Genomic DNA, 12,291 nt, shown 5'->3' with positions numbered 1-12,291 from the left:
TCAAATTTCGTTCTTTTGTTTTTTATCGACGAGCGCCATAAGCTCGGTGAGAATGTCTTTCGTTTCGATCGTTTTAACTATCTTGCCGCGGATAAAGAGCGCCGCTTTGCCCTCTCCGCCGCCGCAAACGCCGAAGTCTGCGTCCGCCGCTTCGCCCGGACCGTTTACCACGCAGCCCATTACGGCGACCTTCATGGGCGTTTTAATATCCTTGGTCGCAGCCTTAAATGCGTCGACGGTTTGCTTTAAATCGTATTTACAGCGCGAGCACGTGGGACAGGAAATGACCTCGCAATAGTTTTTGTCTATGCCGATTTCCTGCAAGATCATGCGCGCCGCTGCGACCTCGTTTACGGGATCGCCCGACAACGACACGCGTATGGTATCGCCTATGCCGTCTATAAGCAGCGAGCCTATCCCCACCGCCGACCGCACTACTCCGCGCTCGTCCGTGCCGCTCTCGGTCACGCCGAGGTGCAGCGGGTAATCTATTTGCTCAGCCAGTCTGCGGTACGCATTTACCGTGGTTTTAACGTTCGACGATTTGACCGACACGACTATATCGGTAAACCCGAACTTTTCGAGCAGTCTTACGTGATCGAGCGCGCTCAAACACAGCGCGTCACTCTTATCAAGCGCTATGTATTTTTTTTCGAGCGAACCGGTGTTCACGCCTATGCGAATGGGTATGTGATGCGCCTTACACGCGTCGACCAGAATTTTGACCTTGCTCTCGTCGCCGATATTGCCTGGATTGAACCGAATTTTGTCGAACCCTATTTCACAGCACGCGACGGCGAGCTTGTAGTCGAACTGTATATCGGCTACGAGCGGCATATCGAATTTGCCGATAAGCGGCTTAACTGCTTCGACCTCCGCCATGCTCGACACAGCAAGCCGCGCAATATCGCAGCCCGCAAGCTGTAAACGTTTGAGCTGTTCGAAAGTGGCGGAAGTATCGAGCGTATCGGTGTTCGTCATGGACTGAACGGCAATAGCATTGCCCCCGCCTATCGTTATATTACCTATTTTAACCGTTTTACTCACGGATATATTTTACAACACGAACGATAAAATGTCAACGATTAAAACGAATAACAGCAGCACGATCAGTCCCACAAAGTTGATTATGCCTTGCACCTTGCGGTTTATCGGTTTTTTGCGTATCCATTCGATAACGGTAAACACGATCTGTGCGCCGTCGAGCGCGGGGAACGGTATAATATTGAACATTGCAAGATTGCTCGCGAGCAGCGGCAAAAGTATGAGTATGTTTCGCCAATTGGCTATCGACACGTCCGCCATAAGCTTGATCGAGCCGACGGGTCCCGACACCGAGGTGATCGGCACTTTACCCGATATCAGCTGACCGAACGAGCCGAGTATCGACCAACTCAGCTTAAACGTATACGGAACGCAGTACTTAAACGCATTGCCTGCCGTACCGTTTGCAAACGTGCTTACAGTCGCGAACCCGAACCCGACGTAAGTAAGCGGATTGCCGTCCGCGTCGAGAGCCGCGATCTGCTGTCTTACGACCTCTATATCAAGCTGCTCGCCGTTGCGGCTTACTCTGAGCGTTACTTTATCGCCCTCGTTAAACCCGCTCGCAAGATCTGAATACGAATTCATGACCGAGATATTCTTGCCGTTCACGCCGAGTATAATATCGCCCTTTTGCACTGCGCAATAGGGCGCGCCGTCGGGATTTTCGTACACGTCCGTTATATACGGCACGGCGCAACCCACCGCCCATATATAAATAAACGAAAAAACTATCGCCGACAGAAAATTAAACACCACGCCGCCGAGGAGAACTATAATACGCTTCCACGGCTTTTGCTGATAGAAAGTTTTAGCGGGGTTGCCGTCCTTGTCGAGCCGAACGGGTTTTTCTTGTTTTTTTACGCCGTCCTTATCGAGGTTGAGCTTAGCCAGGTCCTCCTCCGCTTTTTCGCGCATTACGTGGCTTAAAAGATCGTCGGTCGGGTTTTCCTCGCCGGAAGGATCGGGGTTTATACTATCTTTCTCGGGTTTTTTATCGGCAGGGTTCTCGTCGTCGTCCGTATCGCCGAGGAAGGAACAGAATCCGCCGAGCGGAAGCAATCGTAGCGAAAAAACTTCGCCGTTCTTGCGCGTGCGGCTGAAAATTTTCGGGCCGAACCCGACCGAAAATTCTTCCACGGTGAAACCGAGAATTTTTGCCGTTGTGTAATGCCCCAACTCGTGAATGAGCACCATGCATAACAAAATAGCAAGCGATAAAAGTATATAGCCGAAGTATACCAAAATACACTACCTCAATATTTCAAGTATATTTTGTCGTAGACGCGTTTATGCGTTTGGAAAACGCCGTCGGCGTCCTCTATCTTCTCGACGGGCGTACTGTTCAGCGCGTCCTCTACTGTCGTGACTATTCGATCGAAAGTTATCTTCCCGTCCAGAAACAGCTGTACTGCCGCTTCGTTAGCCGCGTTTAGTATGGTACAAGCCGTGCCGCCCGCTTTAAGCGCTTGCTTGGCGAGCTTGGGCGCGGGAAACTTGTCCTCGTCGGGCGGGAAAAACCTTAACGACAGCGGAAGGCTCAACGGCTTAAATTCGCGAGGCGCGTGATCGGGATAAGTTATTGCGTACTGTATGGGCAAGCGCATATCGGGAAAGCTCGCCTGCGCTTTTATCGAGCCGTCGGCAAACTCCACCATGGAATGAACTATGCTTTCGGGATGGATAACGTAGTCTATATCGAAAGTGTCGAACAGCCACCGCGCCTCGATAATTTCGAGACCTTTGTTCATCATTGTCGCGCTGTCGACCGAGATTTTTCTGCCCATGCGCCAGTTGGGGTGAGCTACCGCTCTTTCGGGCGTGATCGCCGCGAACTCCGTTTTATCGGTGAAGTAGAACGGACCGCCGCTCGCCGTCAGTATTATGCGCCTGAACGCTTTTTCGCCTTGCAGGCATTGCCACACCGCCGAGTGCTCGCTGTCTACGGGGCAGATTTTGCCGCCGTTTTCGAGCGCTTTTTTTACGAGCGCACCGCCCGCGACTAGGCTTTCCTTATTCGCAAGCGCGACCGTTTGTTTGTTTTCCAGCGCGGCAAGCACGGCTTTCAGCCCGACCATGCCGACTACCGCGACAACGACCGTGTGCGCGAGCTTTGCGACCGCGGTAAGCGCTTGATCGCCGCAATACAAATCGGCGTGCGGAAGCAAACGCTTGACCTCGCACGCCTTATTTTCGTCAGCTATACCGAGCGTATTACAATCGAATTCCTTTGCGGCTTCTACGAGCCCGTTCACGTCGCTGCCGCAAGACAGCCCGACTACGCGGTACTTGTCGCGGTTATTGCGCACTATGTCGAGCGTTTGCCTGCCTATCGAGCCCGTGCAACCGAGAATTGCTATATTTATCATACTATCAACAGCATTACGGCGAAGTAGATATAGAAGAACACGCCGCAGAATATGAAGCCGTCAATACGGTCGAGAATACCGCCGTGACCGGGCAAGAGGTTGGAATAGTCTTTTATCCCCGCCTTGCGCTTGACAAGCGATGCGGCAAGGTCGCCCATTTGGTCGAACGCCGAGCCGAAAAGACCGAGGAATACAAAGTTTAATATAGTGCTCCACCACTCGTCGGTCAGCATGGCGAGCCCGAACAGGTTGACGGAAAAATGCGTTGCGAGGAACGTGATGAGCGCGACTATGCCCGCGCCTACCACGCCGCCGAACAGACCGCCGATCGCGCCGCTTATCGTCTTGTTGGGGCTTATCGACGGGCAGAGCTTTTTGCCTTTTATCGCACTGCCGATCTGGTACGCGAATACGTCGGTTAGTGCCGGAACCACGAACATAAGCGTTATTCCAGCGTTCCTGTACGGGAGCGAAGCGACGAGCGATACGCCAACCTCGGCGCTCATAAAGTAGTTAAGACCTACGCTAAACATGAGTAGCGCGCTCGGGTACAGCATGACGAAAATTGTCGAAACAGCGTTACCCTTAACGTATTCCTTGGAGCACGCCGTGACTATTACCGTTACCAAGATCATGACGGCAAGCGCGATAAAATAACCGTTCATGCCCGAAGCCGTCGATTTGAAGAAATATTGCGAGAACCAGAACGCCGCGAACCCGACGACTACCGTGATCAAATCAATAATGAAAATGGGCGGGCTGGTGAAGTTAGCTACCGCCTTGCTCATTTCGTACACGCCACAAACGGCAAGCGCGAATATGAACACGTCGAAGAAAATCGGGTGCACGTACGTAGTCAACAGTACCACCGCGATATACACTATCGCAATGAATGCGCCTGTAATCACACGGTCTTTTTTCATTAAAACCGATCTCCTTTTTTACTGTCGTGTGTTTGCTTGGGTGATTGATAATTTTATTACACCCGAGTAGATTCGTTACGTTATTATTTACTTCACGTCACTCTATAATGTCTTATCACGCAAATGTGTAAAGTAATACCCGTTTTAATTTACAATTTACCGAAACGGCGCGAGCGATGCGAAAACTCGTCTATCATTTCGTTTAGCTCTTTTCCGTCGAAGTCGGGCCACAGAGTGTCGGTGAAGAACAATTCGCTGTATGCTGCTTGGTATAGCAAGAAGTTGCTCAACCGCTTCTCGCCGCCCGTGCGAACTATCATGTCGAGCTCGGGAAGCTCCGCCGTATACAGCTCGTGCGCTATACTTTCTTCGGTGATCTCGCCTTTTTCCGCCGCAAGCTTTGCTGCGCGAACGATTTCGCTCCTGCCGCTGTAATTGAGCGCAATATTGACTACCTGAGCCGAAGTATCGGTATTTTCGCTTTCCACGTCCTGCATTATTTGTTGAACGTCGTCTGGAAAGTACGAACGGTCGCCCGAAAACGTGATACGCGCACCGCGTTCTATGAGCTCGCGCGTCATGCTTTTGAGCTTTTTACGGATAAGATCGACGAGTGCGTCGACCTCGTCCTTGGGACGACCTTTATTCTCGGTAGAGAGCGCGTAGAGCGTTACGCAATCAACGCCGCGTTCAAGCGCGCTACCGACAACGGCAGTTATGTTCTTAACGCCTGCCTTATGCCCCGCTACGCGCGGAAGCAAACGCTTTGTCGCCCATCTGCGGTTGCCGTCCATTATAATACCGATATGGCGCGGGATATTCTTCGCCGCGCCATTTGACCTTTCTTCCGCAGGCGTTTCGTTAACGCTATCGGCGGTATCGGTAATCGAAGAATTTGATTTCTTAGATTTCAAGCAGGTCGGCTTCCTTTTCTTTTATGAGCTTATCGACCTTCTCGACAGCGGCGTCGAGCTTTTTCTGAATGAGTTTTTCGTACTCGGCGATCTCGTCCTCGGACACTTCCTTTTTGAGCTTTTTGCCGAAGTCGATAGCGTCACGGCGCTCGTTACGAAGCGCGACCTTGCTGTCCTCGCCCGTCTTTTTCGCCTGCTTAATGAGATCGCGGCGGCGCTCCTCGGTGAGCTGCGGAACGGACAAACGAATGACCTTGCCGTCGTCTACGGGGTTAAGCCCGAGGTCTGCGGCAATTATCGCCTTTTTAGCTTCTTTGAGCGCCGAAACGTCATACAGCGATACAGTGAGCGTGTGCGCGTCCGTAACCGAAATGTTAGCCATTTGGTTAATCGGGGTTTGCATACCGTAATAATCGACCATTACGCGGCTGAGAATAACGGGGTTTGCCCTGCCCGCGCGCATGGAATTGAGCTCTGTTTTAAGATGGTCTATAACCTTGTTAAGCTTTTCGTCTATCTTGTTTGCCTGTGCAATAAGCTGTTCGTTTTGCATATTTGCATAACCTCCGTGTCTTTTTATTTTGTAGGTGAAAGTTGTTTAGTGAATGATCGTGCCGATTTTCTCGCCCGACACCGCGCGAATAATGCTGTTTTGCTCGGCGAGCCCGAACGCAACGATCGGTATTTTGTTTTCCATGCACATGGTTACCGAGGTGAAGTCCATGACCGCTATATTTTTGTTCAGTACGTCCATGTACGACAGCTCGTTGAGCTTTTTGGCATTGGGGTTGGTTTTGGGATCGCTGTCGTAAACGCCGTCGACATTCTTAGCCATTAATAGCGCGTCCGCCTTGATCTCGGCGGCCCTGAGTGCCGCGCCGCTGTCCGTCGTAAAGTAAGGATTGCCCGTGCCGCAAGCGAATATAACTATCCGCCCGCACTCGAAGTGACGGACCGCTTTTCTGAGAATGAACGGCTCGGCAACGGCGGGAATGGACAGCGCCGTTTGCACGCGCGTGGGAATGCCTTTCTTTTCGATAGCGTCCTGGAGCGCGAGCGCGTTCATTATCGTAGCGAGCATACCCATGTGGTCAGCGGTCACCTTATCCATGGCAACGCCGAGTCGACCGCGCCAGAAGTTTCCGCCGCCGACGACGATAGCGATCTCGACCTTCTTTTTGGCGAGCTCTACGAGCTGGACCACTACTTTGTCTACGGTCTCGGGATCGATACCAGTACCCGATGCGCCGGCGAGCGCCTCGCCGCTCAGTTTAAGCAAAATTCTCTTATACATAATTCCCTCAATATAAGCGAGCAAAATTTAAAAATTCAAAAAATCGGCTTACCGAAATTATCCCGATAAGCCGATTGACGATTGATTACTTTGCGGACAACTTAGCAACTTCTTCGGCAAGATTGTCGGTGCGTTTTTCGATACCTTCGCCCATAACGAACTTGGTGAAACGCACGATTTCGAGCTTAGTACCCGTCTTTTTGGCGGTAGCTTCAACGTATTGCTCGACGGTGACCGACGGATCTTTTGCAAACGCTTGATACAACAAACAGTTCTCTTTGTAGAAGTTTCCGAGCTTACCTTCTGCGATTTTGGCAAGAACCTGCTCGGGCTTTTTGCTGTTCTTTTCGTCGTTCAAAAGCTGCTGCTTGATTATCTCGCGCTCGTGATCGACAGCTTCCGCGGGAACGTCCGTCTTACGAACGTACGGAGGCTGGAACGCCGCAATGTGCATTGCAACGTCGTGAGCCATGGCAACGATATCGGCAGTGTTGGCGGAAGTAAGACCTTCGACCTTGACCTCGACGAGCGTGCCCATTTTGCCGCCCATGTGAATGTATGCTTCTTCGACGGCGTCCTTGTTCTTCTGAACGGATATACGGCGAAGCGAGATCTTCTCGCCCGTTTTGGAAGTAGCGGCGTTGATAAGCTCCTCTACCGTGCTGCCGTTTACCTTGTACGCTTTAAGCGCGTCTACGTCGTCCTTGCCGCTCTCGACGGCCGCTTTCGCAATAACTTCGCAAAGCTCTACGAAAACGTCGGACTTAGCGACGAAGTCGGACTCGCAGTTGACCTCAACGAGCGCGCCCGTGTGTTTGTCGGCGGAAATGTTCGCCCAAGCCGCGCCCTCGGCGGCTATTCTCGACGCCTTTTTAGCGGCGACAGCTACGCCCTGCTCGCGCAGATACTCGGTAGCCTTATCGATATCGCCGTCGGTCGCAACAAGCGCTTTCTTGCACGCCATAAGACCGACGCCGGTTATTTCACGTAATTGTGCAACTAAACTAGCTGTAATTTCCATTGTAATTATCTCCTGATTCCTAAATATTATCATCCTAAAAGCGCAGTCGCGCGTCAGATGGACAATAGTTGGTGAGGCGGCGACGGGAGTGTACACAGACGTACATGACCAAGCCGCCGAACCAAACGTAGTCCGTATCACGCGATGAAAGCGCTTTTATTTAATTATTCGTTTTCGGTAGCCGCAACAGTCTCAGCACCCTCGACAAGCTTATTAAGCTGTTCTTCGGTGGCGGGGGTTTCGACAACTTCTACATTCGCCTTAGCGGCGGCGTCGGCTTCGGCTTGCATTTGAGCTTCTACCGCGCGGCGTGCGGCAAGACCTTCCTCGCCCTCGCGCGCTTCGATAACGGCGTCAGCCATAGCGCCCGCAATGAGCTTGATAGCGCGAATAGCGTCGTCATTACCGGGGATAACGTAATCGACTTCGTCGGGATCGCAGTTGGTGTCGACGATAGCGACGATCGGGATATGAAGCTTGCGCGCTTCCATAACCGCGTTGTGTTCCTTTTTGGGATCGACTACGAACAGCGCGCCGGGAAGGGAGCGCATATCCTTGATACCGCCGAGGTTTTCTTCGAGCTTGTCGCGTTCGGCTTTAAGACCCAATACTTCCTTTTTGGGAAGGAGCGCGAACTCGTTCATTTTTTCCATGAGGTTGAGCTTGTTAAGGCGTTCGATACGCGTCTTGATCGTCGAGAAGTTAGTGAGCGTGCCGCCCAACCAACGCGACTTAACGTAGTACATACCGCACTTCTGCGCTTCCTGCATGATAGCTTCCTGCGCCTGCTTTTTCGTGCCGACGAAAAGAATGGACTTGCCTTCTGCGGCGACGCCCTTAATAAAAGCGTATGCCTTATCGATCATTTCAACCGTCTTTTCGAGGTTGATGATATATATGTCGTTACGCGCGACGTATATATACTTTTTCATTTTGGGATTCCACTTGCGCGTGGGATGTCCAAAGTGAACGCCTGCTTCGAGAAGCTGTTTCATCGTGATAATGTTTGCCATGATTTCTCCGTTTACCGCCTCGGCGCACACGCTGCCATGAAAAAATTTAACAGCGCACAGAAAAACCGCCGAGTGAGTGGTCTTAATAATTATAACACATTCGCGTCCTTAACGCAAATCTTTTTAATATGTTTTTCTTACTTCTTTTGAAAAAGAAGTAAGAAAGAAAACTTTACGCATATATTTTCAGCGTGAAAAAGCTAATCTTCCTCGTGATGGTGATGATGGTGATGCTCGCAACCGCAGTCGCAGTCGTCGTCCTCGCAGTCGCCGCACTCGTCGCAATCACAGTCGCAGCACTCCGCTTCCGCCTTGAGGTATTCGTTAAATACCGCGTCCAAAACGCTCTCGTCGGTAACGGGAACGAATTCGTCGGTATCGTCGTCTTTCTGAATGATTTTGAAAATGATAGCTTCGTCCTCGCCCAAGCCTTCCATAGGCTCGACGGGCTGCATGAGTGCGTAGAACTCGCCCTCGTATTCGATAACCGCTACTTCGTTGAAGTCTACGGGGTTATTGTTATCGTCGTAAAGAGTGATAGTCTCCTCGTCGATGATCTCTACGTTTTCTTCCTGATTTTCTGCCATGATGATCTCCCGAAAAATTATTGTTTGTTTGTATCGATATAGCTTTGGAGTATGACCTTTGCCGACATACTGTCGACGAGCTTTGCTCGGTCGGCGGCTTTTTTTACGCCCGCCTCGATAAGCAGCTCGTCCGCCTCGACGGTGGTTAGCCGTTCGTCGAATAGCTCTACGGGCAAGCCCGTAACTTTTTCGACGTTTCGCGCAAACGCTCGCGCCCTGCCCGACTGAACGGACTCCGTTCCGTCCATATTGAGCGGCAGCCCCACGACCACGCCCCGAACCTCGTTTTCCTCGGCGATCCGCGCCACGTGGTCTATCGAGTTACGCATCGATTTGGTGTTATACACGGGCAACGGCGAAGCCAAAATATGCAAACCGTCGCACACTGCAAGCCCTACCCGTTTAAGCCCGAAATCAACTCCCAAAAGCTTACCTTCCATACTCGCTGTATATTATAACATATTAATTTGCCAAAAGACAGCTTTTTGGAAAAATTTTTTACAATTTTTTTCAGTCGTAATACGCAACAGGCGGAATAAAACTTAACCCCACGCCGACTATGAACGCTACGCCGACTATCACCGCAAACTTCCAACCGATCTTGGGCGTACGCTTATAGAGCACGGAAGCGGCGTATGCGGCGGCAGCAATGACGGCTGCAAGTATAAACGAATCGTACGAGCCCAATAACGCCAACAAGAACGTATACAGCGGTATCATCACTTTGTAACCGAAAAAGCTTTCGGATATTTGTTCGCAGTTTTCCGCCTTAGCTCTTTTTTCGGCAAACAACAATCCTATGCCCGCGGCAAGACCGAGGACGGCAATAAGCGCAAGCCCCACAATATCGACGGCGTTTATCCGAATATTGACGGTCTCATTCATTATTGCTTTGGAAAAATACTCCCAAATAAGTATGAGCGAGCCGAATGGCGTATAATAAATCGAATTAAAGTAATACTTAAAAAATTCATAGGACTTGTCATAGAGCGTCACGACTTTTAATACGACGACCATTATCATCTCGAGCGACATTCCCGTCATTATAACAAATGCCACACCGTCGACAAACCTGTTTGCTCGCGTAAAAAGAAAAGCGGTCAGCGAGTAAATAATTGCCATGGGAATAAGCGAAGCGAAATACATAGAAACAAAGCAAACGCCGTTTATGTACTTGCCTACGCTTGCCAAAGCCGCGATGCTGCCCACCCAATACGCAATCGTGTACGGGGCAAAAAGCGCAATAAGCCCGGCAAGTAATTTTACCGCAAGTATGCGCGTATGCGAAAGCGGCAAAGAGTAATATAAATCCACGCTGCGTTTTTTCATTAAATACCCAAGCTTCCAAATCGGTATTATCACGCTCATAGCGCCGCCGAGCACCAATATCGTCTCAACGGGAACGGAAAAGTATTTATAGTCCACTTTAACCGTATCCGTAAGTACGGAAACAAGATAAACGGCAGTAGCAATAACGGCAAGCGCAAGCGTAACAAACAGCGATTTTTTAAGCTCGTAAACGAAATACTTTTTCATAGTTTAATTCCCCTCCTCGCCTTTCAAGTAGCCGCGGCTTTGCACTTCTTCGATAAACATATCCTCGAAATCCATTTGAATTTCTTCGACGAACAGCGGAGACATTGCCGTTATTTGTTTGACAGCTTCTTCGCTGTTGCCGTGCGCAACGATCGTTATGACCTTACCGACCTTGCTAAACCGCAATACCTCGAACGGAAGCTTTTCGCGTGTGAAATCGTCGCTACCGAACGCAAATTGGAGTTTAAATATATTTTCGAGCGCGTCGACGAGCGCGCCGCACTGCTTGACGGTTGCACTGTCTATCAAAATAAAGCTATCGCAAATATCTTCGAGCTCGCGCAACGAGTGCGACGAAATTATAACCGTAGTGCCGCGTTCCTTGCACTCGATCAGCCCGCGCTTGAATTCCATGCGGCACAGCGGGTCGAGCCCGTCGAACGCCTCGTCCAAAAACAAATACTTCGTTTTGCACGAGAACGCAACGGCGATAAACGCTTGACGGCGCATACCCTTTGAAAAATTTCGAATGGGCTTATCGGCGGGCAAGCCGAAGGTTTTTATGTACTCGTCGAACTTTTCCTTGTCGAAATCGTAGAACGCGGCGTACAGATCGCGAAGCCGTTTAACGTTAAAATTGCTGTCGTAATACGGGTCGTCGGGCAAAAAGAATATATCTTTCTTCACCTTTTGGTTATCGTAAACAGGCATACCGTCAATGCTTACTTTTCCTTCGTCGTGCCGTATAACGCCCGACAGTATGCGCAGCAGCGTGCTTTTGCCCGCGCCGTTTATGCCGATCAGCCCGCACACGCTCCCGTCCTCGACGGCTATATCCGCACCGTCGAAAACGATATGTTTTTCGAAGCTCTTTTTTAACCCTTCCGTTTTAATCATTTTCTTCTCCATATATTTCTTTTACTATATCGATAAGCTCGGCGCGCGTAAAGCCCGCCGCTTTTAGCTCTTTTATCTTGTCGATAGCGACGCTCTCCCGCCGAGAATTAACAGCCTTAACGAAATATCCTTTCTTGGGCGAAGCCGTAACGAAACCTTCTTCTTCCAGCTGAGTATAGGCGCGCTGCACGGTATTGGGGTTTACGCCCAAACTCATAGCAAAATCGCGGCAGGACGGAAGCTTGCCGTCCTCATCGTATAAACCGAGCTCGCACATACGCTTAATACGCTCGACTATTTGAATATACACGCATTGCTTCAAATTATACACCAATACAAAACTGTATTATCTGTATTAAGTTTAGCATGATATTATATATATGTCAATACCTTTTTAAATAAATTTAGTATAATCAAAACAGAGATTATACTAAATTTGTTCTCGTCGCAAATTTACTCTCGCAAGCGGGTAAATTTACTCCTCGGATAAAAATTCCACGTATAAGACATAATATACGTGGAGGATAACAATATGAAACAATTGATCTTGGGAATGGCTATCGGTGCGGTGGCAGGAGCGATGGCGCTCAAAAAGATGGAAAAAGAGAAAGTCCCGCAAAAAGCCATTAAGATGGCGAAAGAAAAACTCGAAAACGATTGAAGATATCGTGCAGCGAAATTGCCTACTATAAT

Annotated in this window: 14 protein-coding genes; all 14 read right to left on the bottom strand. The window is 50.0% G+C overall.

Features of this window, described 5'->3' with window-relative positions; translation table 11 throughout:
- Positions 1-1,053, bottom strand: coding sequence for a flavodoxin-dependent (E)-4-hydroxy-3-methylbut-2-enyl-diphosphate synthase (gene ispG, locus HDT28_06805; GenBank protein MBD5132274.1), 1,053 nt, complete (start codon positions 1,051-1,053; stop codon positions 1-3).
- A gap of 3 nt (positions 1,054-1,056) precedes the next feature.
- Positions 1,057-2,241: a PDZ domain-containing protein gene (locus tag HDT28_06800; GenBank protein ID MBD5132273.1), complete on the bottom strand. Its 1,185-nt coding sequence runs from the start codon at positions 2,239-2,241 to the stop codon at positions 1,057-1,059.
- 59 nt (positions 2,242-2,300) lie between these two features.
- Positions 2,301-3,413 (bottom strand): 1-deoxy-D-xylulose-5-phosphate reductoisomerase, encoded by a 1,113-nt coding sequence (locus HDT28_06795; GenBank protein MBD5132272.1) that lies wholly within the window; start codon positions 3,411-3,413, stop codon positions 2,301-2,303.
- Complete coding sequence (locus tag HDT28_06790; protein ID MBD5132271.1) at positions 3,410-4,336, bottom strand: phosphatidate cytidylyltransferase; 927 nt, start codon at positions 4,334-4,336, stop codon at positions 3,410-3,412. Before HDT28_06790 ends, HDT28_06795 begins: the two co-directional genes overlap by 4 nt.
- A gap of 149 nt (positions 4,337-4,485) precedes the next feature.
- Complete coding sequence (gene uppS / locus HDT28_06785) at positions 4,486-5,250, bottom strand: di-trans,poly-cis-decaprenylcistransferase (protein ID MBD5132270.1); 765 nt, start codon at positions 5,248-5,250, stop codon at positions 4,486-4,488.
- Entirely contained in the window at positions 5,240-5,803 is a 564-nt protein-coding gene (gene frr / locus HDT28_06780; protein ID MBD5132269.1) for a ribosome recycling factor, read from the bottom strand. The genes uppS and frr overlap by 11 nt, the downstream gene beginning before the upstream one ends.
- A 45-nt stretch (positions 5,804-5,848) precedes the next feature.
- Positions 5,849-6,556: a UMP kinase gene (locus HDT28_06775; protein MBD5132268.1), complete on the bottom strand. Its 708-nt coding sequence runs from the start codon at positions 6,554-6,556 to the stop codon at positions 5,849-5,851.
- Between the two features lie 73 nt (positions 6,557-6,629).
- Positions 6,630-7,565 (bottom strand): elongation factor Ts, encoded by a 936-nt coding sequence (locus HDT28_06770; GenBank protein ID MBD5132267.1) that lies wholly within the window; start codon positions 7,563-7,565, stop codon positions 6,630-6,632.
- A 164-nt stretch (positions 7,566-7,729) separates the two neighbouring features.
- A complete protein-coding gene (gene rpsB, locus HDT28_06765; GenBank protein MBD5132266.1) occupies positions 7,730-8,578 on the bottom strand; it encodes a 30S ribosomal protein S2 in 849 nt (282 codons plus the stop codon).
- A 200-nt stretch (positions 8,579-8,778) separates the two neighbouring features.
- The gene (locus tag HDT28_06760) at positions 8,779-9,165 is read right to left on the bottom strand and encodes a DUF1292 domain-containing protein (GenBank protein MBD5132265.1); all 387 of its coding nucleotides are present in this window, start codon (positions 9,163-9,165) and stop codon (positions 8,779-8,781) included.
- 17 nt (positions 9,166-9,182) lie between these two features.
- A complete protein-coding gene (ruvX, locus tag HDT28_06755) occupies positions 9,183-9,605 on the bottom strand; it encodes a Holliday junction resolvase RuvX (GenBank protein MBD5132264.1) in 423 nt (140 codons plus the stop codon).
- A 70-nt stretch (positions 9,606-9,675) separates the two neighbouring features.
- Positions 9,676-10,701, bottom strand: coding sequence for a hypothetical protein (locus tag HDT28_06750; protein MBD5132263.1), 1,026 nt, complete (start codon positions 10,699-10,701; stop codon positions 9,676-9,678).
- 3 nt (positions 10,702-10,704) lie between these two features.
- Positions 10,705-11,598, bottom strand: a complete 894-nt coding sequence (locus tag HDT28_06745) for an ABC transporter ATP-binding protein (protein MBD5132262.1) — start codon at positions 11,596-11,598, stop codon at positions 10,705-10,707.
- On the bottom strand, positions 11,591-11,908 hold the full coding sequence (locus HDT28_06740) for a GntR family transcriptional regulator (protein ID MBD5132261.1): 318 nt from the start codon (positions 11,906-11,908) through the stop codon (positions 11,591-11,593). The genes HDT28_06745 and HDT28_06740 overlap by 8 nt, the downstream gene beginning before the upstream one ends.
- Positions 11,909-12,291 lie beyond the last annotated feature (383 nt).

It is taken from the genome of Clostridiales bacterium, from assembly GCA_014799665.1.
GTDB lineage: Bacteria > Bacillota > Clostridia > Christensenellales > Pumilibacteraceae > Anaerocaecibacter.
This window is presented reverse-complemented; position numbering and strand designations above follow the sequence as displayed.

Bases quoted from the DNA above. Each gene is read 5' to 3' on its own strand.
- HDT28_06770 (MBD5132267.1), bottom strand. From the start codon at position 7,565: ATGGAAATTACAGCTAGTTTAGTTGCACAATTACGTGAAATAACCGGC.
- rpsB (MBD5132266.1), bottom strand. From the start codon at position 8,578: ATGGCAAACATTATCACGATGAAACAGCTTCTCGAAGCAGGCGTTCAC.
- HDT28_06800 (MBD5132273.1), bottom strand. From the start codon at position 2,241: ATGGTGCTCATTCACGAGTTGGGGCATTACACAACGGCAAAAATTCTC.
- HDT28_06750 (MBD5132263.1), bottom strand. From the start codon at position 10,701: ATGAAAAAGTATTTCGTTTACGAGCTTAAAAAATCGCTGTTTGTTACG.
- HDT28_06790 (MBD5132271.1), bottom strand. From the start codon at position 4,336: ATGAAAAAAGACCGTGTGATTACAGGCGCATTCATTGCGATAGTGTAT.
- HDT28_06795 (MBD5132272.1), bottom strand. From the start codon at position 3,413: ATGATAAATATAGCAATTCTCGGTTGCACGGGCTCGATAGGCAGGCAA.
- ruvX (MBD5132264.1), bottom strand. From the start codon at position 9,605: ATGGAAGGTAAGCTTTTGGGAGTTGATTTCGGGCTTAAACGGGTAGGG.
- frr (MBD5132269.1), bottom strand. From the start codon at position 5,803: ATGCAAAACGAACAGCTTATTGCACAGGCAAACAAGATAGACGAAAAG.
- HDT28_06760 (MBD5132265.1), bottom strand. From the start codon at position 9,165: ATGGCAGAAAATCAGGAAGAAAACGTAGAGATCATCGACGAGGAGACT.
- HDT28_06745 (MBD5132262.1), bottom strand. From the start codon at position 11,598: ATGATTAAAACGGAAGGGTTAAAAAAGAGCTTCGAAAAACATATCGTT.